Annotated in this window: 21 protein-coding genes and 1 pseudogene; 9 read left to right on the top strand and 13 right to left on the bottom strand. The window is 69.6% G+C overall.

The window, feature by feature from the left end; all coding sequences use genetic code 11:
- On the bottom strand, nt 1-306 hold a 306-nt coding region (locus ACP2AH_RS10345), incomplete at its 3' end, for a hypothetical protein (RefSeq protein WP_425105724.1).
- An 84-nt stretch (nt 307-390) separates the two neighbouring features.
- Entirely contained in the window at nt 391-1722 is a 1332-nt protein-coding gene (locus ACP2AH_RS10340; RefSeq protein ID WP_425105723.1) for a DUF3422 family protein, read from the bottom strand.
- A gap of 268 nt (nt 1723-1990) precedes the next feature.
- On the opposite strand from ACP2AH_RS10340, the gene ACP2AH_RS10335 reads away from it, so the two are divergent.
- The gene (locus ACP2AH_RS10335) at nt 1991-2845 is read left to right on the top strand and encodes a hypothetical protein (RefSeq protein WP_425105722.1); all 855 of its coding nucleotides are present in this window, start codon (nt 1991-1993) and stop codon (nt 2843-2845) included.
- A gap of 70 nt (nt 2846-2915) precedes the next feature.
- Here the strand turns inward: ACP2AH_RS10335 and ACP2AH_RS10330 are convergent, their stop codons facing one another.
- Entirely contained in the window at nt 2916-3335 is a 420-nt protein-coding gene (locus tag ACP2AH_RS10330; protein WP_425105721.1) for a hypothetical protein, read from the bottom strand.
- 284 nt (nt 3336-3619) lie between these two features.
- Between ACP2AH_RS10330 and ACP2AH_RS10325 the strand changes: the two genes are divergently transcribed.
- The 7 genes and pseudogenes from ACP2AH_RS10325 to ACP2AH_RS10295 form a co-directional block, all read left to right on the top strand.
- Nucleotides 3620-5116: an FAD-linked oxidase C-terminal domain-containing protein gene (locus ACP2AH_RS10325; RefSeq protein ID WP_425105720.1), complete on the top strand. Its 1497-nt coding sequence runs from the start codon at nt 3620-3622 to the stop codon at nt 5114-5116.
- Nucleotides 5116-6537, top strand: coding sequence for an 8-oxoguanine deaminase (locus ACP2AH_RS10320; protein WP_425105719.1), 1422 nt, complete (start codon nt 5116-5118; stop codon nt 6535-6537). The genes ACP2AH_RS10325 and ACP2AH_RS10320 overlap by 1 nt, the downstream gene beginning before the upstream one ends.
- A 1-nt stretch (nt 6538) precedes the next feature.
- Nucleotides 6539-7867: an FAD-binding protein gene (locus ACP2AH_RS10315; protein WP_425105718.1), complete on the top strand. Its 1329-nt coding sequence runs from the start codon at nt 6539-6541 to the stop codon at nt 7865-7867.
- 3 nt (nt 7868-7870) lie between these two features.
- On the top strand, nt 7871-9190 hold the full coding sequence (glcF, locus tag ACP2AH_RS10310; RefSeq protein WP_425105717.1) for a glycolate oxidase subunit GlcF: 1320 nt from the start codon (nt 7871-7873) through the stop codon (nt 9188-9190).
- Between the two features lie 64 nt (nt 9191-9254).
- Nucleotides 9255-10253 (top strand): asparaginase, encoded by a 999-nt coding sequence (locus ACP2AH_RS10305; protein WP_425105716.1) that lies wholly within the window; start codon nt 9255-9257, stop codon nt 10251-10253.
- A 117-nt stretch (nt 10254-10370) separates the two neighbouring features.
- A complete protein-coding gene (locus ACP2AH_RS10300; RefSeq protein WP_425105726.1) occupies nt 10371-12386 on the top strand; it encodes a methyl-accepting chemotaxis protein in 2016 nt (671 codons plus the stop codon).
- A 186-nt stretch (nt 12387-12572) separates the two neighbouring features.
- A pseudogene (locus ACP2AH_RS10295) lies at nt 12573-13261 on the top strand (IS5 family transposase); the annotation flags it as partial.
- A 103-nt stretch (nt 13262-13364) separates the two neighbouring features.
- Here the strand turns inward: ACP2AH_RS10295 and mbfA are convergent.
- The 4 genes from mbfA to ACP2AH_RS10275 all read right to left on the bottom strand — a co-directional run bounded on the left by mbfA (nt 13365) and on the right by ACP2AH_RS10275 (nt 17992).
- The gene (gene mbfA / locus ACP2AH_RS10290) at nt 13365-14321 is read right to left on the bottom strand and encodes an iron exporter MbfA (protein WP_244379998.1); all 957 of its coding nucleotides are present in this window, start codon (nt 14319-14321) and stop codon (nt 13365-13367) included.
- A gap of 451 nt (nt 14322-14772) precedes the next feature.
- Complete coding sequence (pnp, locus tag ACP2AH_RS10285; RefSeq protein ID WP_425105715.1) at nt 14773-16929, bottom strand: polyribonucleotide nucleotidyltransferase; 2157 nt, start codon at nt 16927-16929, stop codon at nt 14773-14775.
- A 251-nt stretch (nt 16930-17180) separates the two neighbouring features.
- Nucleotides 17181-17450: a 30S ribosomal protein S15 gene (gene rpsO, locus ACP2AH_RS10280; protein ID WP_371348376.1), complete on the bottom strand. Its 270-nt coding sequence runs from the start codon at nt 17448-17450 to the stop codon at nt 17181-17183.
- A gap of 215 nt (nt 17451-17665) precedes the next feature.
- Nucleotides 17666-17992, bottom strand: coding sequence for a nuclear transport factor 2 family protein (locus ACP2AH_RS10275; protein ID WP_425105714.1), 327 nt, complete (start codon nt 17990-17992; stop codon nt 17666-17668).
- A gap of 77 nt (nt 17993-18069) precedes the next feature.
- Here ACP2AH_RS10275 and ACP2AH_RS10270 point away from each other — a divergent pair, with 77 nt between their 5' ends.
- Nucleotides 18070-18441 (top strand): winged helix-turn-helix transcriptional regulator, encoded by a 372-nt coding sequence (locus ACP2AH_RS10270; RefSeq protein WP_421698910.1) that lies wholly within the window; start codon nt 18070-18072, stop codon nt 18439-18441.
- A 36-nt stretch (nt 18442-18477) separates the two neighbouring features.
- Here the strand turns inward: ACP2AH_RS10270 and truB are convergent, their stop codons facing one another.
- The 6 genes from truB to rimP form a co-directional block, all read right to left on the bottom strand.
- Entirely contained in the window at nt 18478-19485 is a 1008-nt protein-coding gene (gene truB, locus ACP2AH_RS10265; RefSeq protein WP_425105713.1) for a tRNA pseudouridine(55) synthase TruB, read from the bottom strand.
- A complete protein-coding gene (rbfA, locus tag ACP2AH_RS10260) occupies nt 19482-19913 on the bottom strand; it encodes a 30S ribosome-binding factor RbfA (protein WP_244379980.1) in 432 nt (143 codons plus the stop codon). Before rbfA ends, truB begins: the two co-directional genes overlap by 4 nt.
- Nucleotides 19914-20083: 170 nt before the next feature.
- On the bottom strand, nt 20084-23047 hold the full coding sequence (infB, locus tag ACP2AH_RS10255) for a translation initiation factor IF-2 (RefSeq protein WP_425105712.1): 2964 nt from the start codon (nt 23045-23047) through the stop codon (nt 20084-20086).
- A 65-nt stretch (nt 23048-23112) separates the two neighbouring features.
- On the bottom strand, nt 23113-23820 hold the full coding sequence (locus tag ACP2AH_RS10250; protein ID WP_425105711.1) for an RNA-binding protein: 708 nt from the start codon (nt 23818-23820) through the stop codon (nt 23113-23115).
- Between the two features lie 41 nt (nt 23821-23861).
- Nucleotides 23862-25481: a transcription termination factor NusA gene (gene nusA, locus ACP2AH_RS10245; protein WP_425105710.1), complete on the bottom strand. Its 1620-nt coding sequence runs from the start codon at nt 25479-25481 to the stop codon at nt 23862-23864.
- Nucleotides 25481-26323, bottom strand: coding sequence for a ribosome maturation factor RimP (rimP, locus tag ACP2AH_RS10240; protein ID WP_425105709.1), 843 nt, complete (start codon nt 26321-26323; stop codon nt 25481-25483). Before rimP ends, nusA begins: the two co-directional genes overlap by 1 nt.
- Nucleotides 26324-26445 lie beyond the last annotated feature (122 nt).

Raw genomic sequence — 26445 nt, 5'->3', positions numbered from 1 at the left:
CACCGCCCCGGCCGCGCCGAGCACCACGGTGCAGAGCGCGCCCGCCACCCCGGCGCCGGCGGCCACTGCACCCGCGGCGACCGCGCCGGCCCGCACCGTCACGCCGGCCCCGGCGGCCAGTGCCCCCGCGCCCGCCCCGGACAACAGCCAGACCCAGTGGATCGGCGCTCCGGCGCCCTCCACCGGCGGCTTCGCGCAATAGAAAAGCGCGGCCGACAGCAAAAAGCCCCGGGAGACCGGGGCTTTTTTTGAGCGTTTTCGAGCGAAGTGGATACCGGTTCGCGTGAAGAAAACGCGATAAAACAAAGGATTAGATCATTTCACTGTTTCCGTGAAACGGTGAAATGATCTAGGAGATGGCGCGCCGCCGGAGCGAGAGGCGGGACGAAATCAGCTCTTCTCCTCGGCGTGGCCGCGACGGATGCGGCGGACCACCGACCAGATCACCAGCACCACGATGGGCACGGCGATGGCGGTGGCGGTGCCCACATCATAGTGCAGCCCGGCTTCCTCGGCGCGGGCGTGCAGCCCTTCCAGCGCGTAGTGCAGCAGGCTGATGACGTAATAGGAGATGGCGGCGACGGAGAGCCCTTCGACCGTCTGCTGCAGGCGCAGCTGCATGCGCGCGCGCTTGTTCATGCTCTGCAGCAGGTTGCGGTTCTGCTGTTCCAGCTCGACATCGACCCGGGTGCGCAGCAGGTTGGCGGCGCTGGTGAGCTTGACCGACAGATTGGCCTGGCGCTGCTCGATCGCCTGGCAGGTGCGCATGGCCGGCTGCAGCCGGCGCAGCAGGAATTGCTGCCAGGTGGGATAGCCGGAAATCGGCCGCTCGCCGATGGTGCGCAGGCGCGAATTGACGATTTCCTCATAGGCGCGGGTGGCGCCGAAGCGGAACAGCGAGGCGGCGGCGTCCGCTTCCAGCTGGGCGGCGAGGCCGGTCAGCGCGTCGAGCAGCTTGTGATTGGCGGCGAGACCCTCGCTCTGGCGCATCTGCTCGGTGAGGCTGGAGAGTTCCTGCTCGCTATGCGCCACGGTGGGGGCGAGGCGCTGCGCCTCCGGCAGGCCGAGCAGCGCCAGCGTGCGGTAGGTCTCGATTTCCAGCACGCGCTGCACCAGCGCGCCGGCGGCGTCGTCAGTCATGCCGCGATCGCGCACCAGAATGCGCACGAAGCCGGACGGGTCGGGCTGAAAGTCGGTGGCGATCTCGGCGAAGCCGTCCTCGACATCCGAGCGGGCGAGGCTGGTGCGGTCGAACAGCCGGTCGAGCGGCAGCGCGTCCGCCGTATCGGTGACGAGGTGCAGATCCACCGCCACCAGCAGCGGGCCCGGCTGCGGCAGCTGGGTGAGCACGTCGGTCAGGCTGGCGGCGGAAGGCTGGAAGGGCAGGCCGCCCTCGACCACATCCTCGGCCGGCAGCTCCCAGGTATAGGTGGTGAATTCGGCGTGGCGCTCCCAGCGCACGACGAAGCGGCCGAAGGCGACGCGGTGCTGCTTGGCCTCGCGGTCCGGCGCCGGCTGGCCGCGCGCCATGCACAGGCTGGCGAAGGCGGCGCGGTCCGCCACCGCCTGGGCGCGGTCGACGAGAAAGGCGACATGCAGGATGCGCGCGGGCGTCGACACCGCCACGAAGGGACGGGCGTGCAGTTCCGCCATCACGGGGGCGCGCAGCGGATGGTCGTAAAAGGTCTTGCCGGCCGCCCGGGCCGTCGCGTTCGTCGTCACCGAAGCTCGCTCCTTCACCTCCCCAGCGACGTACCGTCGCTCCGGGGAACTCCGCGCGTTCGAGTGGGTTGCATGCTCGCGGCGCGCTGGCAAGGGGGCGATGGCGGACGCGCCGCGGCGTCGCGCCGCGTCGCGCCCCTTGCCTTAACGGGAGGTACTGTTGCGTCCCTGCATCAGACTTCCGGCAAAGCGGAGCGTTTCTAGAATCCATTTGCAAGGGTCAGGGCCCCAGAGCATGAAGACAGACGGTGTTTTCGGGATGTGTGACATGAAGTTCTCGCGGGTCTGGGCCGGCTGGCTCGCCATCGTCGCCGTGCTTGCCATCGCCCTGGCCGTACCGGCCCCGGCCCATGCGCAGTCGAAGCCCAACCCGAACCAGCCCCGGGTCTATCTGCTGCGCGGGCTCGCCAACATCTTCTCGCTCGGCATGGACGACCTCGCCGCCAAGATGCGCGCGCGCGGCATCGACGCCAGCGTGCATTCCTATGTCGATCTCGACACGCTGACCCGCTTCGCCATCGAGCAGGCCACGGTGGGCAAGCGCCGGCCGACGCCGGTCATCATCATCGGCCATTCGCTCGGCGCGGATGCCGCCGTCACCATGGGCAACCGGGTGAGCGACGCCGGCGTGCCGGTTCCCCTCGTGGTGACCTTCGATCCGGTGACGCCGATGACCGCCTCGCCGAAGATCGGCAAGGTGGTGAATTATTACCAGGCCGGCGGCTCGGGCAAGCCGGTGGCCGGGCGCCAGGTGGAGAATATCGACCTGACCGGCGCCGGCGCGCTGAGCCATTTCAACATCGAGAAGGCGCCGGAACTGCACAACAAGGTCATGGGCATGATCCAGCGCCCGGCCCGCCCGCGCGCCGTGGCCGCCACGCCGAAGCCGAAGCCGGTGGAAGCCCCGGCCGATGCCGCCGCTGCCCCGGCGACGCCGGCCGCCACTCCGGCCGCGGGCCCGTCCGCGACGCCGGCGGCGACCCCCGCCGTGGCGCCGGGCACCACGCCGGCTGCCGCGCCCGCGACCCAGAGCGGCACCGCCGCCCCGCTGGCGGGCGCCGAGACCGCTTCCGCCCCCAGCGCCGTGCCGACCGCGCCGGCCGGGACCGGCACGTCCAACTGACAGCCTTCGAACGGCTGACGACGGCGCGGGCCCGCGAGGGTGCCGCGCCGTTTTCGTTCATGCGGCGCTCTCAGGCCGGCTCGACCGAGAACACGACGAAAGTGTGCAGCTCGCCCTCCTCGTCGCGCAGCGAGACATATTCGCCCGGCACGAAGGCATGGTCGCCGAAGCGATAGCCGGTCTCGTCATCGTCGCTGGCCTCCGCCTCATAGTCGAACACCCAGCTCGATCCCCCCGCGCCGCCGGCGCGGTGCACCAGCCGCCCATGCTCCGGCGCCTCATTCGCCCAGAAGCGGGTGACGGTGCAGGCGGCGCGCTGGCCCTTCCACGCCTCCGCGTCGATGCGGCCCGCGCCGTCCAGCGGGGCGACGAATTCATAGCCATGGCGGGCGCTGCCCTCGGGAAATTCCTTCGAGCGGGCGAGATGCAGGCGGATGCGGCTGAGCGCTCCGGTGTCGGCATCCTCCGTGCGGGCGGTGAGCTCGTTCATGCGCGTCTCCCTGTGTGCGGCGGCCGGCATCGGGCGCGGCCGGCCTGTGGCACGTTCTTGGGCACTGGCCTATCCGGTGGAGGTGCGCACCGCCTTGATCGCGCGCAAGGGGGCCGTGCTGCGATACCGAAGCCGACGGTCGGACACGACATATTCATCCTTGGTCTAGTTTTTTTACCATAGGAAGCCGGCGCGCTTTTCCCTAGAATGGCTCGAAAGCGGAAGAGCCCCGCGCCGCGCCGTCGGCTGCCGGGGCCTCACAGACGTTCCCAGGGAGGAGTGCCATGTCCGGTCTCGTCATGCCGGCGCCGAAGGCGGATGTGCTGGCCCGCCGCGCCCGTATCGTCGCCGATCTGCGCGCCATCGTCCCCGGCGAGGGGGTGATCGATGCCGAGGCCGAGATGCGCCCCTTCGAGAGCGACGGGGTGACGGCCTATCGCCAGCTCCCGCTCGTGGTCGTGCTGCCCTCCACCACCGAGCAGGTGTCGAAGGTGCTGGCCTATGCCAATGCTAACGGCATTCCGGTGGTGCCGCGCGGGGCGGGCACCTCGCTGTCCGGCGGGGCGCTGCCGCTGGAAGACGGCATCCTGCTCGGCATGGGCAAGTTCAATCGCATCCTCGACATCGACTTCGACAACCGCACCGTGGTCGCCCAGCCGGGCGTGACCAATCTCGGCATCACCACGGCGGTGGCGCATGAGGGCTTCTATTACGCGCCCGACCCGTCCTCGCAGATCGCCTGCACCATTGGCGGCAATGTCGGCGAGAATTCCGGCGGGGTGCACTGCCTGAAATACGGGTTGACGACGAACAATGTGCTCGGCGTCGAGATGGTGCTGATCACGGGCGAGGTCATCCGCCTCGGCGGCAAGCATCTCGATTCCGGCGGGCTGGACCTGCTCGGCCTCATCGTCGGCTCGGAAGGCCTGCTCGGCGTGGTGACGGAAGTCACGGTGCGCATCCTCAAGAAGCCGGAGACGGCGCGTGCCGTGCTGGTCGGCTTCCCCTCGTCGGAGGCGGCGGGCGCCTGCGTCGCCGCCATCATCGCCGCCGGCATCATCCCCGGCGGCATGGAGATGATGGACAAGATGATGGTCCATGCCGCCGAGGCCTTTCTCGGCGCCGGCTACCCGCTCGATGTCGAGGCGCTGCTGATCGTCGAGCTGGACGGGCCGGAGGCGGAGGTGAACCACCTTATCGAGCGCGTGGCTGAGATTGCCGGCACGCTCGGCTGCCTCACGCTGCGCGCCTCCACCAGCGAGGAGGAGCGCGTCGCCTTCTGGGCCGGGCGCAAGGCCGCCTTCCCCGCCGTGGGACGGATTTCGCCGGATTATCTCTGCATGGACGGCACCATTCCGCGCAAGGCGCTGCCGCTGGTGCTGAAGCGCATGGAGGAGATGTCGGAGAAATACGGGCTGCGCTGCGGCAATGTCTTCCATGCCGGCGACGGGAATCTGCACCCGCTGATCTGCTACGACGCCAACCAGCCCGGCCAGCTTGAGAAGGCGGAGGCCTTCGGCGCCGATATTCTGCTGCTCTGCGTCGAGGTGGGCGGCGTGCTCACCGGCGAGCACGGTGTGGGGGTGGAAAAGCGCGACCTCATGCCCTCCATGTTCGACGAGACCGACCTCGCCCATCAGCAGCGGCTGAAATGCGCCTTCGATCCCGACGCGCTGCTCAACCCCGGCAAGGTGTTCCCGGTGCTGCACCGCTGCGCCGAGCTGGGCCGCATGCATGTCTCGGGCGGCAAGCTGCCCTTCCCCGACCTGCCGCGCTTCTGATGTCGACGCTCCTCGTCCGCAACGCCACGGTGCTCGTCACCATGGACGGCGCCCGCCGCGAGATATCCGGCGGCGGGCTGTTCGCGCGCGACGGGATGATCGTCGAGGTGGGGCCGAGCGCGAACCTGCCGGCCGGCGCCGACGAGGTGCTCGATCTCTCCGGCCATGTGGTGCTGCCCGGTCTGGTGAATTGCCATCACCATCTCGACCAGACGCTGACCCGCGCCTTGCCGGCGGCGCAGAACGTCAATCTGTTCCGCTGGCTTGGCGCGCATTACCGGCTGTGGGCGGCGCGCACGCCGGAGGCGTCGCGTACGGCGACGCTGGTGGGGCTGGCGGAACTGGCTCTGTCGGGCTGCACCACCTGCTTCGACCACGCCTATGTCTTCCGCAATGGCTGCGCGGTGGACGACCAGATCGCCGCCGCGCGCGAGATCGGCATGCGCTTCATGGTCTCGCGCGGCTCCATGTCGCTCGGCCAGTCCAAGGGCGGCCTGCCGCCGGACGACTGCGTGGAGGACGAGGACGCCATCCTCGCCGACAGTGAGCGCGTCATCGCCCGCTATCACGACGCCGCGCCCGGCGCGCTGCTGCAGATCGCCCTCGCCCCCTGCTCGCCCTTCTCGGTCACGCCGGAGCTGATGCGGGCGAGCGCGGCGCTGGCGCGGCAGAAGGGCGTGCGGCTGCACACCCATCTGGCCGAGACCGTGGACGAGGAGCGCTACACGCTGGAGCGCTTCGGCAAGCGGCCTGTCGCCTATATGGAAGAGCTGGGCTGGCTCGGCCGCGATGTGTGGTTCGCCCACGCGGTGCATGTGAACGCACATGAGATCGGCTGCTTTGCCGGCGCCGGGGTCGGTGTGTGCCATTGCCCGTCCTCGAATATGCGCCTCGCTTCCGGCATCGCCCCGGTGCGGGCCTATCGGGCGGCAGGGGTCAAGGTCGGGCTTGGCGTCGATGGCTCGGCTTCCAATGACGGCAACAACCTGCTCACCGAGGCACGGCAGGCCATGCTGCTGGCGCGGCTGCAGATTAGCCTGCGCCCGCCCGAGGGGCCGGACACCTCGCTCTCCACGTCGGATCCCTCGCGCGACCATGAGTGGATGAGCGCGCGCGAGGCGCTGGAGCTCGCCACGCTCGGCGGCGCTTCGGTTTTGGGGCGCAGCGATATCGGCGCGCTGGCGCCGGGCTATTGCGCGGATTTCTTCGCCCTGCGGCTCGACGATGTCGCCTTCGCCGGCGGCCTCGCCGATCCCGTCGCCGCCGCTTTGTTCTGCACGCCGGGGCGCGCCGCCTTCACCTATGTGCAGGGACGGCCGGTGGTGGCCCAGGGCGAGGTGGTGACCATCGACCTGCCCTCCGTGGTGGCCGAACACAACACGCATGCCGCGCGGCTCGCCGCGCTTTCGGGAGTGGCTTGAGATGAGCGAGAGGCTGTGTCCGCGCGACGAGGCGGAGGTGGTGGAGGCGGTGCGCTGGGCGGTGTCCAACGGGCGCACGCTCGATGTCGCCGGCTCCGGCGCCAAGGCCGGGCTCGGCCGCCACATCCAGACCGACGCCACGCTGGAGCTGGGCGGCCTTTCCGGCGTCACCCTCTACGAGCCGGAAGAGCTGGTGCTGAGCGCCAAGGCGGGCACGACGGTGGCCGAGATCGAGGCGCTGGTGGCGGCCTCGAAGCAGATGCTGGCCTTCGAGCCGATGGATTTCGGCCCGCTGCTCGGTGTGGCGCCGGGCGGCGGCACGCTGGGCGGGCTGATGGCCTGCAACCTCGCCGGGCCGCGCCGGCCGAGCGCCGGGGCGGCGCGCGACCACGCGCTCGGCATCCGCGCCGTCTCCGGCCGGGCGGAAGCGTTCAAGGCCGGCGGGCGGGTGGTGAAGAACGTCACCGGCTATGATCTGCCGCGCGGGCTGGCGGGGTCCTATGGCACGCTCGCCGCCTTCACCGAACTCACCATCAAGGTGCTGCCGCGCCCGGAGACGGTGGAGACGCTGCTGCTGCTCGGCCTCGACCCGGCCGCCGCCGCGGGCGCGATGAGCGCGGCGGTCGGCTCCTATTACGACGTGTCCGGCGCCGCGCATGTGCCGGAAGCGGTGGCGGCCGCCATTCCCGCCGTCGCCGGTGCGGGCGCCTCGGTGACGGCGCTGCGGCTGGAAGGGGTGGCGCCCTCGATCCGCCACCGCCGGGGCAAGCTGGAAGAGATGCTGCGCGGGCGCGGCACGCTGTCCTTTCTCGACGCGGAGGCGTCGCTCGCCTTCTGGCAGGCGGTGCGCGACGTGACGCCGTTTGCGGTGTCCCTTTCGGCCTCCCTCATGGCCGGGCTTGACCCGGCCACCCAGAGTGAAGCCGTGCGCCGGCCCCAAGGTCTGGGTCCCCGGGTCAAGCCCGGGGATGAGGGAGCCCATTTGGAAAATCACCCCGCCCTCTGGCGGGTCTCGGTGGCGCCGATGGCGGGGCCGTCCATCGGCGCGGCACTGGCGGGGCTCGGCGCGCGCTGTCTCTATGACTGGGCCGGCGGGCTCGTCTGGGTGGAGATGCCCGGCGCGGAACCGCAGACGGCGGCGGTGCGCGCGGCGGTGGCAGCAGCGGGCGGTGGCCATGCGACGCTGATCCGCGCCAGCGCGGCGGCGCGGGCGGGCGAAGAGGTGTTCCAGCCGCTCGACCCGATCACCGGCGCGCTGATCGCCCGGATGAAGAACGGCTTCGACCCCGGGCGCGTGCTGAGCCCCGGGCGCATGTATGCGGGAGTGTGAGCCATGCAGACGAACTTCTCCCTCGCCCAGCTGGCCGATCCGCAGACGGCACGTTCCGAACAAGTACTCCGCGCGTGCGTCCATTGCGGCTTCTGCACCGCCACCTGCCCGACCTATGTGCTGCTGGGGGATGAACTGGATTCCCCGCGCGGGCGCATCTACCTCATCAAGGACATGCTGGAGAACGACCGGCCGGCGACACAGGAAGTCGCCAAGCATATCGACCGCTGCCTGTCCTGCCTGTCCTGCATGACCACCTGCCCCTCGGGCGTGCATTACATGCACCTGATCGACCATGCGCGCGACCATGTGGAGGCGACCTATGACCGCCCGCTGATGGACCGGCTGACGCGGGCTCTGCTGGCGCGGGTGCTGCCGAGCCGCACGCTGTTCCGCCTGGCCATTGGCGGGGCGATGGTGGCGAAGCCCTTGGCCGGCCTGTTCGAGTCCATCCCCGGCCTCGCGCCGGTGGCCGCCATGCTGCGCCTCGCCCCGGCGCGGCCGGCCACGCGCTCGGCGGATGAAGGCGTGCGCCGTTTCGCCGCGCAAGGCTCCCGCCGCGCCCGCGTCGCCCTGCTCGATGGCTGCGCCCAGCCGGTGCTGCGGCCGGAGATCGACGCGGCGGCGATCCGCCTGCTCACCCGCCTGGGCGTGGAGATCGTCCGCCCCGTCGGCGGCGGCTGCTGCGGCTCGCTCACCCACCATATGGGCAAGGAGGATCTGGCGCTCGCCAATGCCCGCGCCAATGTCGACGCCTGGATGCGCGAGATCGAGGGCGAGGGGCTGGACGCCATCCTCGTGACCACCTCGGGCTGCGGCACGACGATCAAGGATTACGGCCACATGCTGCGCACCGACCCGGCCTATGCCGAGCGCGCGGCGAAAGTGTCGGCGCTGGCCAAGGATGTGAGCGAGTTCCTCGCCGCGCAGGAGCTTCCCGCGCCGGTCATCGCGCCGGGCATCCGCGTTGCCTATCACTCCGCCTGTTCGCTGCAGCATGGCCAGCGCGTGCGCACCGCGCCGAAGACGCTGCTGGCCAGCGCCGGTTTCACCGTGCTGGAACCGGCCGAGGGACATTTGTGCTGCGGTTCGGCCGGCACCTACAACATCCTCCAGCCGGAGATCGCCGGCCGGCTGCGCGCGCGCAAGGTCGCCAATATCGAGCGCACCGATCCGCAGGTGATCGCCGTCGGCAACATCGGCTGCATGACGCAGATCGGCGGCGGCACACGCGTGCCAGTCGTTCACACGGTGGAGCTGCTGGACTGGGCCACGGGCGGGCCGATGCCGGCCGAGCTGGCGGGGCTGCGCGCGGCGGCGTGACGGGCTGACGGCGTGGCGGCGGGCGGCTAGGGTGGAGCTTCCCCGCTGCGTCGTCAGGTCTTCCATGTCCTCTTTCCTTCCGCGTCCCCGTCTTCTCGTCCTCTCCCTCGGCGGGACCATCACCATGACCACGGCGCCCGATGGCGGCATCGCGCCGACACTGGGCGCGGCCGAGCTGGTGGCCGCCGTGCCCGGCCTCGCCGAGGTGGCGGACATCGAGGCACGCTCGCCGATGAAGGTCGGCAGCGCCTCGCTGACGCTGGAGAACATTGCCGCCGTGGCGGGCGAGATCCGCGCCGGCTTCGCCGCCGGCATCGATGGCGCGGTGGTCATTCAGGGCACCGACACCATCGAGGAAACCGCCTTCGCGCTCGATCTGCTGGTGCCGGGCGAACGGCCGGTGGTGGTGGTCGGCGCCATGCGCGGCCCGCAGCAGCCGGGCGCCGACGGGCCGGCCAACCTTCTCGCCGCCGCCCTCGTCGCCGCCAGCGACGCGGCGCGCGGGCTCGGCACGCTGGTGGTGCTGAACGACGAGATCCATGCCGCCCGCTTCGTGCGCAAGGCGCACACGGCGCTCACCTCCGCCTTCGTCTCCGACATGGCCGGCCCGCTCGGGCTGGTGGCGGAGGGGCGCGTGCGGCTCTTCACCCGCGTGACGCGCCCGGCGCTGGCCTTCGACCCCGCAGCCGCGCCGCTGCCGCCGGTGGCGCTCCTGAAGATCGCCATGGGCGACGATGGCAGGCTGCTGCGCGCCGTGCCCGCTCTCGGCTATGCCGGCCTCGTCATCGAAGGGGCGGGGGCCGGCCATGTGCCGGGCGCGCTGGCGCCGCTGGTCGGCGAGGTGGCGGCGCAGCTGCCGGTGGTGCTGGCCAGCCGGACGCTGGCCGGGCCGGTCTTCGCCCGCACCTATGGCTATCCCGGCTCGGAGATCGACCTGCTGGCGCGCGGCGCGCTCTCCGCCGGGCTGCTCACCGGGGTGAAGGCGCGGCTGCTGCTCACGCTGGCGCTGGCCGCCGGCGCCGACCGGGCGGCACTGGCGCAGGCTCTGGCCGCCTATGAATAGGGGCCCCAGCCAGCCACGCTGAGCCGGCCGCCCACAACCACCGGCAAGACTGGCGCAAGCCACATGTCCTTTTGTGCCGCGAGGTAAAAGGACATGTGGAGGTATCTCGTGGGCACGATGCGTCTTGGCATCGCGATGAAGCTCGGCATTGCGTCCGTGCTGCTCGTTCTTCTCTCCTGCGGCGTGCTGGTAAGCCGGCATTTCGCCATGGCGAGCATCGAGGAGGCGAATGACGCCGCCGAACGGCAGGCGACCATCCTCGACGAAAGCGAGGAAGTGGCCGATCTGCTGACCCGCATCCAGCTCAACGCCACGGAAATGCGCCTGTCCTTCGCCAATCCCAATAATGAGGCGCTGCTCGGCGCGGTGAACGGCGATATCGCGGCGGCGCAGGGGCGGCTCGACCGTCTGATGGTGCTGGAAACCCATGACGACGACCGCGCGGACTTCGTGAAGCTCAAGCAGCTGCTCGGCGCGTTCGGCGCCGTCACGGCGCAGGTTCACGATTCGGAGAAGACGCAGCAGCAGCTGGTCGAGGCCCGACCGGCCCTCGCCATGCGGGCGCGCACGCATTTCTCCACCCTCGCCGGCCAGATGCTCGAACTCGGCAACACCGACATGGGGAGCAATCTCCAGCCTCTGGAGCAGCTGATCGACAGCATCAATCTCGCCGCCTCCACCTACATGCTGGAAGGCGACGCCAAGCAGCTCAAGCGGCTCACCTCGATGCAGAACCGCGTCGTCACCATTCTCACCGATGTGCGCACGCAGATGGGCGACAATGCGCAGGTGGCGCAGACGGTGGACACGGCGCTGAAGGATTTCGACGCCTATAAGCAGCTGATCGACGCCAATCTCGCCCAGCTCTCCAGCCGTACTGCGCTGGTCAATGACCGCAGCGAGCCTGTGATGCGCGAGGCCAACCAGGTGCTCGACCGCGTGGTGGCGGAGACAGCCTCGCAGGCCGACGAGGCGCGCGCGCTGGCCGACCAGGCGCTGACCGACGGCATGACCCGCATTCTCGTCTTCTCCGCCATCGCCATTCTGGCGGCTGTGCTGGCCGGCGCCTATTCCTTCCTCGGCATCGCCCGGCCGGTGCGCGAGGTCAGCGCGGCCATGGAGCAGGTGTCCGCCGGCGATCTGGAAGCCGCCATCCCCCATGCCGGGCGCACCGACGAGATCGGCGAGCAGGCGCGCGCGCTGACCGTGTTCCGCGACGGTCTGCGCGAGGCGGAAGCGGCGCGTGAGGAGGCGCGCCTGCTCGCCAAGCGCGCCGCCGAGAACCGCCATGCCGAGATGCGCCAGCTGGCCGACCAGTTCGAGGCGGCGGTGGGCGCGGTGGTCGACATGGTCGCGACTGCGGCCAACGACCTGCAGGCGGCGTCCGAAGCGCTCAACGCCACGGCGGAGGAGGCGACCAACCAGGCCGGGGCGGTGGCGGCCGCCGCGCAGCTCGCCACTTCCAATGTGCAGACCGTGGCGTCGGCAATGGAGGAGCTTTCCGCCGCCGCGCAGGAGATCGGCGACCGGCTGCAGCATTCCACCGTCATGACCGAGCGGGCGGTGGGCGAAGTCGCCGCCACCAGCGGCCAGATGAACGAGCTGAAGGCCTCGGCCGAGCAGATCGGCACCATCACCGGCCTCATCGACTCGATTGCCGGCCAGACCAACCTGCTGGCGCTGAACGCCACCATCGAATCCGCCCGCGCCGGCGAGGCCGGGCGCGGCTTCGCCGTGGTGGCGCAGGAGGTGAAGGCGCTGGCCAGCCAGACCGCGCAGGCCACCGCCGGCATTTCCGAGCGCATTTCCGGCATTCAGGAATCGACCGGGGGCGTGCAGGGGGCGATTGCCGGCTTCAGTGCCACCATCACCGAGTTGCGCAACGCCGCGGCGGCGATTTCCGCCGCCATGACCGAGCAGCACGCCACCACCTCGGAAGTCGCCCGCTCGATCCAGCAGGCGGCGAGCGGGACGCAGGAAGTGACCACGAACATCTCTGCCGTCCAGCGCACGGCGCAGGCTTCCGCCGCCGCCGCGCACCGCGTCCTGACCTCGGCCCGCGACCTGTCGCTGCAGGCGGTGACGCTGCGCCGCGAGGTGCACAGCTTCGTCGACATGGTGCGGGCGGGCTAGAGCACGCGCCGATCAGCTTGCATCGCAAGCTGATCGGATAACGCGTTCTCTATCTTAGAGTTAGAGGGCGATTTGCCGATCAGATTGATTCAATCTGATCGGATCGCGCTCTAGGTCACATACCCATAAACGGGATTCCCTGCGGGCTGGTGTTCTGATTCACTTATCTCAGCCTTGGAGGTTGAGATGGCCCGCTTTGATCTGACGGATTTCGAGTGGTCGGTGATCGAGCCGCTTCTGCCGACGAAGGTGCGTGGGGTCGCGCGGGTAGATGACCGGCGCGTTCTGAATGGCATTTTCTGGCGCCTGCGCACTGGGGCGCCTTGGGCCGATATCCCGGCGCGCTATGGCCCGCATACGACGTGCGTCAACCGCTTCAACCGATGGCGCAAGGCGGGCCATTGGGCGCGCATTCTGCAAGCCGTCTCAGCCGCTTACGATGGCGATATCCAGATGATCGACGCCTCGTCGATCCGCGTTCACCAGCATGCCGCCAACGGCCAAAAAAAGATGGGCGATCCCGTTGCATGGGTCGCTCGCGTGGCGGCCTGACCACCAAGATCCACGCCCTTGTCGATGCTGAAGGCCGACCGATCCGCCTCAAGCTGACCGAAGGCCAGGCTCACGACGGGCGCTCGGCCGCCGACATGCTGGGCACGCTCGAGCCGGGAAACATCCTTCTCGCCGATAGGGCTTACGACAGCGACGCCTTGCGCAAAGAGATGAACCGGCGCGGAGCATGGGCCAATGTCCGCGCCATGCCCAACAGGGTCAAAACCTTCGCCTTCAGCGCCTGGGTCTACCGCCAACGCAACGCCGTCGAGCGGTTCTTCAACAAACTCAAACATTTCAGGGCCGTCGCCACCCGCTACGACAAGCGAGATGACAACTTTCTCGCGTCAGTCCAACTCGCTTCAATCCGCATATGGCTGCGAAGTTATGAGTCGGTCACCTAAAGGCCCGCCCACGACCGCCCGGTCACGAACTGCCGATGAGGATGCCGGCGGCCAGCACCAGCAGGCCGCCGAGCACCACCTGCACCAAGGCCGAGCCGAAGGGCGTTTCCATATAGTGGGTGCGCACATAGGCGATGGCGGCGAGCTCAACGGCGACGACGACGCCGGCGACCGCCGTGGCGGTCCAGAAATCGGGGATGAGATAGGGCAGGGTGTGGCCGAGCCCGCCCAGCATGGTCATCACCCCGCAGGCGAGGCCGCGCGGCCACGGGCTGCCGCGCCCGGTGATGGCGCCGTCGTCCGACAGGCCCTCGGTGAGGCCCATGGAGATGCCGGCGCCGATGGAGGCGGCGAGACCGACCAGGAAGGCGGCCCAGGAATCCTGCGTGGCGAAGGCGGCGGCGAAGATCGGCGCCAGGGTGGAGATCGACCCGTCGATCAGCCCGGCAAGGCCCGGCTGGACGATCTGCAGCACGAAGACCCGGTGGGCGGCCTCGTCCTCATGCACGCGGGCGCCGCTGGTCTCGATCTGCCCGCCGAGTTCCTGCGCCAGCGTCTCATGCGCGCTTTCCGCCTCGGCGAGATCGGCGAGAAGCTGGCGCGTGGCGGCGTCATGGGCGCGGGCGGCGGCCTTGATGTAGAATTGCTGCGCCTCGTATTCCATCACCTCGGCCTGCCGGCGCACCGCGTCGATGCGCAGCGTGTCCATCAGCCAGAGCGGGTTGCGCTTGAGGAAGCCCTTCACATCCTGCCGTGTGATGTAGGGCAGCGCCTCGCCGAAGCGGGCGACATAGAGCTGGTGCAGCGCGTGGCGGTGGCCGTGCTCCTCCTGGGCCATGCGCTCGAACATCGCCGCCGTGGCGGGATAGTCCGCCTTCAGCCGGCCGGCGAACTGGAGGTAGATGCGGGCATCCTCCTCCTCATTGGAGATGGCGAGGGCGAGGATTTCCGCCTCGCTGAGGTCGGAGAAGCGTTTCATGGCAGGCCCCGGGGCTAAGATTAGAAAGGTTCTAATCCTAGGGCGCCGCAGGTGTCGATTGCCTGACAGGCAGGGCAGGCTTGTGTGAAACGCGGGGACCCGCGCTCGGGTGTCCGCGGGAACAGGTTGCGTCGTCCTGCGGCGAGATGCTTCGAGGCCGGCCTGCGGCCGGCACCTCAGTATGACGGTGTTCCAAGCCCCCGAAGCCGGAAAGCCGTATGTGGAAGAGGGAAACAAGCCTGAAACGCCGAGCGTTGGCAGGGCGGTGCCTCGCGAGCCACGTCATCCTGAGGTGCGCGCCGTCAGGCGCGCCTCGAAGGATGACGCTCTGAGCGTCGTTGCGGGCGGTACCGCGCAAATGAAAACGGGGCGCCCGAAGGCGCCCCGTTCTTGTGCGGAGCTGGCGCCGAAGGCGCCCCGCTCACAATCCTCAACCGCGTGAAGCGGCGGATCACTCCGCCGAAGCGGCCTCGCCATCCTCGGCCTTGGCCTTGGCTTCGAGGTCCTCGCCGGTCGCCTGGTCGACGACCTTCATCGACAGGCGGGTCTTGCCGCGCTCGTCGAAGCCGAGCAGCTTCACCTTCACCTTGTCGCCTTCCTTGACGACATCGGAGGGCTTGGCCACGCGCTCCTTGGCGAGCTGCGAGACGTGCACGAGGCCGTCCTTGGCGCCGAAGAAGTTCACGAAGGCGCCGAAATCGACGACCTTGACCACCGTGCCCTCATAGATGTGGCCGATCTCCGGCTCGGAGGCGATGGACTTGATCCAGTTCAGCGCCGCCTTGATCGACTCGCCCGAGGCGGAGGCGACCTTCACCGTGCCGTCGTCCTCGATGTTGATCTTGGCGCCGGTCTTCTCGACGATCTCGCGGATCACCTTGCCGCCCGAGCCGATCACTTCGCGGATCTTGTCGACCGGGATCTGGATCACCTCGATGCGCGGGGCATGCTCGCCGAGCTCGGAGCGGGCGCCGGTCAGCGCCTTGCTCATCTCGCCGAGAATGTGGTGACGGCCATCCTTCGCCTGGGCGAGGGCGACCTTCATGATCTCCTCGGTGATGCCGGCGATCTTGATGTCCATCTGCAGGGCGGTGACGCCCTTGTCGGTGCCGGCCACCTTGAAGTCCATGTCGCCGAGATGATCCTCGTCGCCGAGGATGTCGGAGAGCACGGCGAACTTCTCGCCCTCAAGGATGAGGCCCATGGCGATGCCGGCCACCGGACGGCGCATCGGCACGCCGGCGTCCATCAGCGCGAGCGAGGTGCCGCAGACGGTCGCCATGGAGGAGGAGCCGTTCGACTCCAGGATCTCCGAGACGGCGCGCAGCGTGTAGGGGAACTCATGCGCCGGCGGCAGCAGCGGGCGGATGGCGCGCCAGGCGAGCTTGCCATGGCCGATTTCGCGGCGGCCGGGCGAACCCATGCGGCCGGTCTCGCCCACCGAGAAGGGGGGGAAGTTGTAGTGCAGCAGGAAGCGCTCCTTGTAGGTGCCTTCCAGGCTGTCGATGAACTGCTCGTCCTCGCCGGTGCCGAGCGTGGCGACCACGAGGGCCTGCGTCTCGCCGCGGGTGAACAGGGCGGAGCCGTGGGCGCGCGGCAGAACGCTCGCCTCGGCGACGATCTGGCGGACGGTCTTGGTGTCGCGGCCGTCGATGCGGATACCCTCGTCGAGGATGTTCCAGCGCACGATCTTGGCCTCGAGCTCCTTCAGCACCTCGGAGAGGGTCTGGGAGTCCGGCACGTCCTTGCCTTCGGCGGCGAGCGCGGCGTAATGCGCCTTGGCCTTCGCCTTGGCATTGCCGACCGCCTCGTAGCGGTCCTGCTTGCGGACGATCTTGTAGGCGGCGCGCAGATCGGCGTCGATCAGGGTGCGCAGCTCGGCTTCCAGCGCCGAATGGTCGGGAGCGGCGAAGTCGCGCGGCTCCTTGGCGGCCTTCTCCGCGAGGCGGATGATGGCGTCGATGACCGGCTGGAAGTGGCGGTGGCCGAACATGACCGCGCCGAGCATCACCTCTTCGGAGAGCTCCTTGGCTTCGGATTCGACCATCAGCACGGCGTCGGCGGTGCCGGCGACCACGAGGTCGAGCGCCGATTCCTTCAGCTCGTCGAGCGTCGGGTTCAGCACATATTCATTGTCGACGAAGCCGACGCGGGCGCCGCCGATCGGGCCCATGAACGGCACGCCGGACAGGGTGAGGGCGGCCGAGGCGGCGACCATGGCCACGATGTCGGGGTCGTTCTCAAGGTCGTGCGAGAGCACGGTGACGACGACCTGGGTGTCGTTCTTGTAGCCTTCGGCGAAGAGCGGGCGGATCGGACGGTCGATCAGGCGGGAGACGAGGGTCTCCTTCTCGCTCGGGCGGCCTTCGCGCTTGAAATAGCCACCGGGAATGCGGCCAGCCGCGTAGGTCTTTTCCTGGTAGTTGACGGTGAGCGGGAAGAAGTCCTGGCCGGGCTTCGGCGCCTTGGCGGAAACGGCGGTGGCGAGCACGGTGGTGTCGCCATAGGTCGCGAGCACGGCGCCATCAGCCTGGCGCGCCATACGGCCGGTCTCGAGGGTCAGGGTGCGCCCGCCCCAGTCGAGTTCCTCGCGGTGAATATCGAACATGTCTGTCTCTGGCTTTCCGAAGCGGGGCCATGGGCAAGACGGCGAGAGACTCGGGCGGTGGAAGCCGGCGCGGCGGGGGCGCGGACCCGTGAGTCTCCGGCGATCCTGCCATGGCGCGCCGCTTCACTATCGGTCGCGGCGAGCCCCATGCCCGCCGCATCATGCGTCTTCAGCGCGGCGGGTCCTCCGCCCGCGCCGTCTTCAATGCGCACGAGGCCCGCGCCTGTGGGGCGCGAGCCTCGCGTCGTGCCTCAGCGGCGGATGCCCAGGCGCTGGATCAGCGACTTGTAGCGGGCTTCCTCGGTCTTCTTGAGGTAGTCGAGAAGACCACGGCGCGCCGACACCATCTTGAGCAGGCCGCGACGGGAGTGGTTGTCCTTCGCGTGGCCCTTGAAGTGGCCGGTGAGGTTGGTGATCCGCTCGGTGAGGATCGCCACCTGCACTTCCGCCGAACCGGTATCGCCCGGCTTGGTGGCGTATTCCTTGATGAGCTCCTGCTTGCGCTCGGGAGTGATCGACATCGGGCAAGTCCTTTCGTGACTTCAGGTGAAAGGCGGCGCCGGGCCGGGAAGGCCGGAAGGGCGCGCCGGGGTCCGCAGATTGGCCGGGCCGGGATGTCGTCCAGCGCGGTCAAAGAACTACGGTCGCGCGGACAGGGGGTCCGCGACGCGCCGGCACCATACACGAAATCGGCGCAGGTGCTAGTGGAAGCTGTGCGGACGGCGCCCCGCGCCCCTCAGGGCGCGATCTCCAGAAGGGCGATATGCGTGCCTTCCAGCGTGAAGGCATAGCGCAGATCCACGGGGCTGCCGGGAAAAGTGCCGACGACATGCGCCGTCACGATGAGGCGATCACCGTCCGGCTCCACCCCGATCGGCTCGCTGGTGTAGTCATAGGCGGCGGACGCCTGCTTTTTCCAGGCGGCGATGGCCTCTGGCCCGCGGTGAAGGCGGCCTTCGTCCTTCACCACGCCATCCGGCGTGAAGCAGCGGGCGACGGCGGCGGGATCGTCGCGGTCGGCGCGGAAATAGGCGGCGATGGCGGGGGGAAGTTCGACACTCATCCGGGCAGGCTCCAGGCAGGGCGGCGACCGGGCGCCGCGCGGTTGCGGGACCTTCGAGATGAGCTTAGGCTAACTAAATGACAAGTACGCACGAAAAAGTAAGCCCCTTACCCCAAAGTAAGGCTGACGCCTATACGCGCGAGTCGGCGGCCTCCGGCGTCGAACAGGCGCTGAAGCTGCTGGAAGGGCGCTGGAAGCTGGTGATCCTGTTCCACCTGTTCGGCGGACGGGTGCTGCGCTTTTCCGATCTCGAACGCGCCATCCCGGCGATTTCGCAGAAGATGCTGGCGCAGCAGCTGCGGCAGATGGAGGGCGACGGCATCGTCCGGCGCATCGTCTATCCGCAGGTGCCGCCCAAGGTGGAATATGCGCTCACCGAGTGGGGGCAGGCGCTGTGCCCTGCCCTCGACGCGCTGCTGTCCTGGGCGGCGGCGCGGCCGGCGGAATGAACCGCCCGCGCCTGCTTTTTCCGTGAGGCGGACCGCCTATTTCGCGGAATGGAAGATCCGCTTGGGGTGGATCTCGCCGGCTTCGGCCTCGCCGAGGGCGATGAGGCGGCCGCCGGCGGTGATGGCGACCGGGCCTTCCAGCACCGGCGCGTCGCGCCCGCGCAGGATGATCGGCTGGCCATGGGCGAGGCGGGCGGCATCCGAGGAAGAGACGCGAAGCGCCGGCAGGCTGTCGAGGCCGATCTCGACGGGGCGCAACGCGAATAGCGGCGGGGCGTCGTCCATGGATTCGGAGACTTCGCGCAGCTTCGCCAGCGGCACCAGATCCTCTTCGGCAAAGGTACCGACACGGGTGCGGCGCAGCGCCGAGATATGGCCGCGCACGCCGAGCGCCCGGCCGAAATCGCGGGCCAGCGACCGTACATAGGTGCCCTTGCCGCATTCCGCCTCGAACACGGCGTGGTCGGCATCGGGCTGCTCGACCAGCTCCAGCGAATGGATGACCACGGTGCGGGCGGCGAGCTGCACCTCGATGCCGTCGCGGGCGAGATCATAGGCGCGCTCGCCATTGATCTTCAGCGCCGAATAGGCCGGCGGCACCTGTTCGATCTCGCCACGGAAGCCCGGCAGCAGGTCGAGGATCGCCTCGCGCGTCGGGCGCGCCTCGGAGGTCTCGACCGGCTGGCCCTCGCTGTCGTCGGTGTCGGTCTCGATGCCCCAGCGCACGGTGAAGCGATAGACCTTGCGCCCGTCCATGACGAAGGGAACGGTCTTGGTCGCTTCGCCCAGCGCGATCGGCAGGCAGCCGGAGGCGAGCGGATCGAGCGTGCCGGCGTGGCCGGCCTTCTTGGCCTGGAACAGCCATTTCACCGCGCCGACCGCCTGCGTCGAGGTCATGCCGACCGGCTTGTCGAGCAGCACCCAGCCATCGACATCGCGCTTGGGCCGGCGCTTGCGCGGGGCGTCGCGGCCGGTCTCCGCCGGCGCGGCCGGCGGCAGCTCGGCGTCCTCGGTCGGGTGGGCGGAATCGAGCGGGGCGCTCATGCCTCGTCCTCTCGGCTGTCAGGAGTGTCGGTGTCGGGGCCGTCGAGGTCGCGCTGCACCTGCGGCAGGCGCAGCAGCGCGTCGATGCGCGCGCCCTCCTCGAAGGAGGTGTCGATGCGGAAGCGCAGCTCGGGGACGAATTTCAGCTCGACGCGGCGGGCAATCTCGCCGCGCAGCGGCTTGGCATTGGTCGCCAGCGCCTCGATCGCCGCCTTCGGGTCCTTGCCGCCAAGCGGCATGACATAGCAGGTGGCGATCTTGAGGTCCGGGCTCATCCGCACTTCCGGCACGGTGATCAGCACCTTGGCCAGCGCCGGATCGGGCAGGTCGCCGCGGGCGAGAATGTCGGAGAGGGCGTGGCGCACCAGCTCGCCCACGCGCAGCTGGCGCTGGCTCGGGCCGGCGCCCGAACTCGCTTTATTCTTCATGTCATCAAACCTTCAGGGCCCCGCCCGCCTGAGGGAGCAAGGGGCCGACCGCGACCGGAGCGGGCGGGCTTGGACCGCGCGCTCCCGTGGAAAGGCCGCGCCCGCGTGCGGGAACGGCCTGAATGTGTCGTGAGCGGCGGCGTCGGCCGCACGGCCCAGAGGGAGCCCCCTCAGAGGGTGCGCTGCACCACCTCGACGCGGTAGCACTCGATGACGTCGCCGGCGCGCATGTCCTGGTAGTTCTCGAAGGACATGCCGCATTCCTGGCCGGAATGCACCGTGTTGACCGCATCCTTGAAGCGGTTGAGCGTCGCCAGCTTGCCTTCGTGGATGACCACGTTGTCGCGGATGAGGCGGACATGCTGGCCGCGTTCGACGATGCCGTCGGTGACCAGGCAGCCGGCGACCTTGCCCACCTTGGAGACCGCAAAGATCTCCTTGATGAGCGCGTTGCCGAGCATGGTTTCGCGGTTGACCGGGGCGAGCAGGCCACCCATCGCCGCCTTCACGTCATCCACGAGGTCGTAGATGATGTTGTAGTAGCGGATCTCGATGCCGGCACGCTCGGCCGCGTCACGCGCTTCCTTGTTGGCGCGCACGTTGAACGCGATGATCGCCGCGCCGGCCGTCTCGGCCAGCGTCACGTCGCTCTCGTTCACGCCGCCCGCGCCGGAGTGGATGATGCGGGCCTGCACCTCGTCGGTGCCGAGCTTCTCCAGCGAGGAGATGATCGCCTCGACCGAGCCGGACACGTCGCCCTTGATGATGAGCGGGAATTCCTTCCGGCCGGTGGTCTTGGCCTGGCTCATCATCTGCTCCAGCGAGCCGCGGACGGTGGCGGAACGGGCCGCCGCCTTCTCGCGCTTCTGGCGCTGGCGATAGTCGGTGATCTCGCGGGCGCGGGCTTCGTTCTCGACCACGGCGAGGCGGTCGCCCGCCTCCGGCGTGCCGTTGAAGCCGAGCACTTCCACCGGGAAGGACGGCCCGGCATCGCTGACATTGTTGCCCTTGTCGTCGATGAGCGCGCGCACGCGGCCCATCTCGGCGCCGGCAACGACGATGTCGCCGACATGCAGCGTGCCGCGCTGCACCAGCACGGTGGCGACAGGACCGCGACCACGGTCGAGCTTGGCCTCGATGACGGTGCCTTCCGCGTCGCGGTTGGGGTTCGCCTTGAGGTCGAGCACTTCCGCCTGCAGGCTGATGAGCTCCAGCAGCTTGTCGAGATTGGTCTGCGCCTTGGCGGAGACCTCGACTTCCAGCGTGTCGCCGCCGAGGCTTTCGACCTGAACCTCGTACTGCAGCAATTCGCTGCGCACGCGCTCGGGCTTGGCGTCCGGCTTGTCGATCTTGTTGATCGCCACGATCAGCGGCACCTTGGCGGCGCGCGCGTGATTGATGGCCTCGACCGTCTGCGGCATGACGCCGTCATCAGCCGCCACCACCAGCACCACGATGTCCGTCACCTTGGCGCCGCGCGCACGCATCGCCGTGAAGGCGGCGTGGCCGGGCGTGTCGATGAAGGTGATCTTGCCGCCGAGCGGCGAGGTCACCTGATAGGCGCCGATGTGCTGGGTGATGCCGCCGGCCTCGCCGGAGACGACATTGGCCTTGCGGATGGCGTCGAGCAGCGAGGTCTTGCCGTGGTCGACATGGCCCATGATGGTGACGACCGGCGGACGGGTCTCGAGATTCTCCTCGGTGTCCGCGGTGTCGAACAGGCCTTCTTCCACGTCCGATTCGGCGACGCGGCGCACGCTGTGGCCGAGTTCCTCGGCGATGAGCTGGGCGGTGTCGGCGTCGATCACGTCGGTGATCTTCACCATCTGGCCCTGCTTCATCAGCAGGCGGATCACGTCGACCGCGCGCTCGGCCATGCGGTTGGCCAGCTCCTGAATGGAGATGGTCTCCGGAATGGTCACTTCGCGGGCGATCTTTTCCTTCGCCTCGACATGGCGATGACCGCTCATGCGCTGGGTGCGGCGGCGGAACGAGGCAACGGAACGCTGGCGCTCGTCATCGGCCGACTGGGCGTTGACGACGGTCAGGCGGCCGCGGCTCTTTTCCGGGCCGGCGGTGCGGGTCGGCTTGGCCGGAACGGCGGGACGCGCGGGGGCGCCACCGGGGCCACGACGCGCCGGACGGCGATCGTCCTCTTCCGCATCCATCGGGCCGCGCGGCGTGGCGACACGCGGCGCGCCGGGAGCGGCGGCCGGGGTCTGCGACGGGCTGGCCGGCGTGGCGGCGCGGGACGCCGGGCTCGCCGAGGCGGCGGCCGGCTGGTCCTCGCCGAAGCGCTTGCGCGCCTCCTGCTCGGATTTGCGCTTGGCTTCCTCTTCGAAGGCGCGGCGCGCGTCTTCCTCGCGCTTGCGGGCCTCGGCGGCCTCGCGCTCGATCTTCTCGCGCGCCTCGCGCTCGGCGCGGCGGGCGGCCTCGATCTCGGCGCGCTTGCGATCCTCGACCTCGCGGATGCGGGCATCCTGCAGGGCGGCGGCGCGGGCGCGGGCCTCCTCTTCCGTCAGCGTGCGCAGCACGACGCCGCCCGGGCGGCTGCCCTGCGGCGCCGGACGGGGGCTGGAGAGATTCGCGCCCGGGGAGGGCTGGGTGCGCAGCGGCGGCCGGCCGGAAGACGAACCTGCCGGCGTGCTCGACGCGGGGGCGCTGCCCGCCGGGCGGGCGGGGGCGCTCGCGGCCGGGCGTGCAGGGGCGCTCGTCACGGGGCGTGCCGGTGCGCTCGCCGCCGGACGGGCCGGTGCGGGGGCCGCCGTTGCCGTTGCCGGCGCCGCTGCCGGTGCGCTCACCGCCGGGCGTGCCGGCGCGGCGGCAGCCGCCGGGGCGCTGGGAGCCGGACGTGCGGGCGCGGCCGGAGCGGCCGGAGCCGGACGGGCCGCCTGCGCGGCGGGCGGAGCGGATGCCGGCGGCGAAGCGGGTGCGGCCGGGGTCGGCGCCTCGGGCTTGTCGCCCGGGCCGAGCACACGGCGCTTCACCTTCTCCACCACGACGGACTTGGACCGCCCATGGCTGAAGCTCTGGCGGACGACGCCCTGCTCGACAGGTCGCTTGAGCGTGAGGGTGGTCTTGCCACCCTGTCCGACGCCCATCGTCTTCTCGCCCGGGTTCTTCGTATCGGTCATTCGGTATCCGTTCCTGTACCTTCCCGCCTCATGCGGGAAGGCCCCACTATCGTCGGCCAGCCTGCTTATTCCGCGCGCCAGCCTTCGAGCCGTTTCATTCGCGCGAGGAACCCCGCGCTCGTCGGATGCGCGAGCAGCGCAGCATGTACCACATTTGCCCGCCCAAGCGCCAAGTCCAATTGTGCTCCCGGCAGGCTGCCGATGCGGGCAATTTCCCGTCCGTCAGCCTCGCCGATCCGCCGTGCCAGCGCGTCGAGCTTTCCCACCCCGTCCGGGGCGGCTTCGCTCGCATGCACAAGCACCGCGACCTTCCCGCTCTGCAGCGCCTCGATCACCTTGGCGTTGCCCGTCACCACCTGCCCCGCCTTCTTGGCGATGCCGAGGGAGGCGAGCGCATCCTTCTCCAGGAGCTGACCGACGAGATCGGACAGTTCCGGGCCGGCACGTCCCTTGCCCTTGAAGGCGCGGGAAAACGCCTTCCGCTTCAGCGCCTCGGCCAGCACGGCACGCCGTGCGGTGAGCCAGGCGCCACGCCCGGGCAGCCGGGCGTGGATATCCGGCACCACCGTGCCGTCCGGCGCCACGACGAAGCGCAGCAATTCTTCCACTGGCCGCACCGTCCGGCTGGCGATGCACAGCCTTGTCGGCGCGCGGCCCGCATCCGGCAGGCCGGCATCGGTGAGCCCCACATCCGCCTGATCGGCGTCCGTGAAGCCCGTCTCGGGGCCGGTGTCCGCCGGTGCCGCCCCGTGAGGGGCCGTCTCGTCCGTCACCGTCGTCTTCCCTTCGGTCGCGCCGCCCTCGGCCCGGCCGCTCAGGCCCCGGCCTCGCCGGCCTCGTCCGCCTCGGCGTCGATCTCATCCTCGGCCGGGCCGGCGAGTTCCTCGGCGGTGATCCAGCCGGCCTTGACGCGGGCCTGCATGATCAGCTGCTCGGCGTCCTCGCGCGACAGTTCGAAGCCCTCCAGCGCGCCGGCGACGCGGACGGTTTCGCCGTCCTTGCGCTCGGTCCAGCCGGTGAGGTCGTCGGTGGCGCAGCCGGCGAGATCCTCAACCGTCTTGATGTCGTTCTCGCCGAACGCCACCAGCATGGGCGAGGTGACGCCCGGCACGTCGCGCAGCGCGTCCTCGACCCCGAGTTCGCGGCGGCGCGCGTCGAAGGCGGCTTCCACCTGCGCCAGATGGGCGAGGGCGCGGTTCTGCAGTTCCTGCGCCGTGTCCTCGTCGAAGCCCTCGATGCTCGCCAGTTCGTTCAGCGGCACATAGGCGATTTCCTCGACCGAGGCGAAGCCTTCCGAGGCCAGCAGCTGGCCCATCATCTCGTCGAGGTCGAGCGCCTCGGCGAACATGGTGGTGCGCTCGGCGAAGTCCTTCTGCCGCCGCTCGCTCTCTTCCGCCTCGGTCATGATGTCGATGTCCCAGCCGGTGAGCTGGGAGGCGAGGCGCACATTCTGGCCGCGGCGGCCGATGGCGAGGCTTAGTTGGGCATCCGGGACCACGACTTCAATACGCTCGCGGTCCTCGTCGAGCACCACCTTGACCACTTCGGCCGGGGCGAGGGCGTTGACGATGAAGGTCGCGACGTCCGGCGACCACGGAATGATGTCGATCTTCTCGCCCTGCAGCTCGTTCACCACCGCCTGCACGCGCGAGCCGCGCATGCCGACGCAGGCGCCGACCGGATCGACCGAGGAATCGCGCGAGGTGACGGCGATCTTGGCGCGCGAGCCGGGATCGCGGGCCACCGACTTGATCTCGACGATGCCGTCATAGATCTCCGGCACTTCCTGCGCGAACAGCTTGGCCATGAACTGCGGATGGGTGCGCGAGAGGAAGATCTGCGGCCCGCGCTGCTCGCGGCGCACGTCATAGACATAGGCGCGGATGCGGTCGCCGGTCTTGAAGACTTCGCGCGGCAGCAGCTCGTCACGGCGCAGCGAGGCTTCGCCACGGCCGAGATCGACGACGACATTGCCGTATTCGACGCGCTTGACCGCGCCGTTGACGATTTCGCCGATGCGGTCCTTGAACTCGTCATACTGACGGTCGCGCTCGGCCTCGCGCACCTTCTGCACGATGACCTGCTTGGCGGACTGCGCGGCGATGCGGCCGAAATCGAAGGGCGGAAGGGTGTCGGCGATGGAATCGCCGATCTGCGCCGCCGGGTTCAGCCGGCGCGCGCCGATGAGGTCGATCTCCACCGCCGGGTTGTCGACCTGCTCGACCACCAGAAGGTGGCGGGCTAGGCGCAGCTCGCCGGTGCGCGGGTTGATCTCGGCATGGATGTCGGTCTCGGCGCCGTAGCGCGAGCGCGCGGCCTTGGCGATCGCATCTTCCATCGCGGCGATCACGATGCCCCGGTCGATCGTCTTTTCCCGCGCGACCGCGTCGGCGATCTGCAGGAGTTCAAGCCGGTTGGCGCTGACGACGGCCATCAGTGCGTCTCCTTCGCATAGGATTTGCGTTTGGCGTTGGATTTCTTGCCGGGCTTGGCCGCGCCCTTGGGCTTCAGCATCGGCTTGGATTTCGGCTTCACCGGCATCTTCTTCGGCGGAATGACGCGCGGGGCGACGCCCTCGCCGCCGACGAACATGTCGTCGTCGCCGTTCTCGTCGTCATCCCCGTCGAGCGGCACGTCGCCGATATCGGCGGTGTCGATGTCGTCTTCCTCGATGCCCGCGCCCTCGCGCAGCGCCTTGTCGCGGCGCAGCGCGTCGCGGATCAGCGCGTCGGTCATCACCAGCCGGGCGTCGCCGATGTCGGCGATGGGCAGAGCGACGGTGCCGGGCGCATCGGCCGGGGCGTCCGGCAGGCGCACCAGCGCGTTCGTGCCTTCGGCGCCGGCGAGGATGCCGCGGAAGCGCTTGCGCCCCTCATGCGGCACGGCCATCTCGATCTTCACGTCATGGCCGGCCCAGCGCTGGAAATCGGACACCCGCACCAGCGGCCGGTCGATGCCGGGCGAGGACATTTCGAGGTTGTAGGCGCCGCTGATCGGGTCCTCGACATCGAGCACCGGCGAGATGGCGCGGCTCGCCGCCTCGCACTCGTCAATGCCGAAGGAACCGTCCGGGCGCTCGGCCATGATCTGCAGGGTCGGCGGGCTGCCGCCGGAAATCTTGGCGCGCACCAGGCGGAAGCCGAGCCCTTCCAGCACCGGGCCGACAATGGCGGCCACACGGGCGGCGGGGCCGGCCTCGATAACGAGACGCGGCTCGTCGAGCCGGCCCTCGGGCGGGGTGGTCGCGTCTATGGCGTGGGCTTCGGTGTCGCTCATCGTCCTCGTCGGATCGCCTGACGATCCGCAATGCAAAAAGAGCGGGTCCCGCCGGCCGAACCCACTCTCAACCGACCAGATGATCGTTTGTGAGATCGTTGAATGCGCTGCTTATACAGCCA

The organism is Ancylobacter sp. (assembly GCF_965249975.1).
Lineage (GTDB): Bacteria > Pseudomonadota > Alphaproteobacteria > Rhizobiales > Xanthobacteraceae > Ancylobacter.
This window is presented reverse-complemented; position numbering and strand designations above follow the sequence as displayed.